We start from the raw sequence: 567 nt of genomic DNA on the forward strand, positions 1-567 counted from the left end.
GACCGACCTCGTACGGCTCACCCACAGCGCCGCCCGGGAACGCGCGGGAGCGGGCGGCACCGGCTGGCCCGGGGAGACCCGGGTGCCCTTCTGAGCCGGGCGCGGCGGAGGATCCGCGCACCGCGGCCGGCGGGGACCTCCGTCCCCGCCGGCCGGCCCTGGCGCCGCGCCGCGTCGCGTCAGGAGACCGTGCAGGCCGTGCCGTTGAGGGCGAAGGCCGTCGGTGCGGTGTTGGCGGCGGCCCTGGTGCCGGTGAAGCCGAGCGTGACCGAGCCGGACGTGGGGATCCCGGCGGTGTAGGAGGCGGCGGCGACCGTCACGGCGGTGCCGTCCTGGGCGGGGGTGCCGCCCCACATGTTGGTGATGGTCTGGCCGTCCGGGAAGGCGAAGGCCAGGGTCCAGCCGTTGATGCCGGCCGTGCCGGTGTTGCGGATGGTGATCTCGCCCTGGAAGCCCCCGGGCCACTGGTTGACGACGCGGTAGCCGACCGCGCAGCCGGCGCCGGGGGTGCCGGTGTCCTTGCCGGTGGTGACGGTGACCGTGGCCGAGCGCGGCGAGCGGTTGCCG

At 76.9% G+C, this 567-nt stretch carries 1 protein-coding gene; it reads right to left on the bottom strand.

Translation table 11 applies throughout. The annotated features are described in order from the left end of the window. Window positions 1-179: 179 nt before the first annotated feature. Window positions 180-567 (bottom strand): cellulose binding domain-containing protein (locus CCN42_RS20290; RefSeq protein ID WP_211294755.1); only part of this gene is annotated, 388 nt, incomplete at its 5' end.

Origin of the sequence: Streptomyces glaucescens, assembly GCF_002154375.1 — a bacterium.
Taxonomy (GTDB): Bacteria; Actinomycetota; Actinomycetes; order Streptomycetales; family Streptomycetaceae; genus Streptomyces; species Streptomyces glaucescens.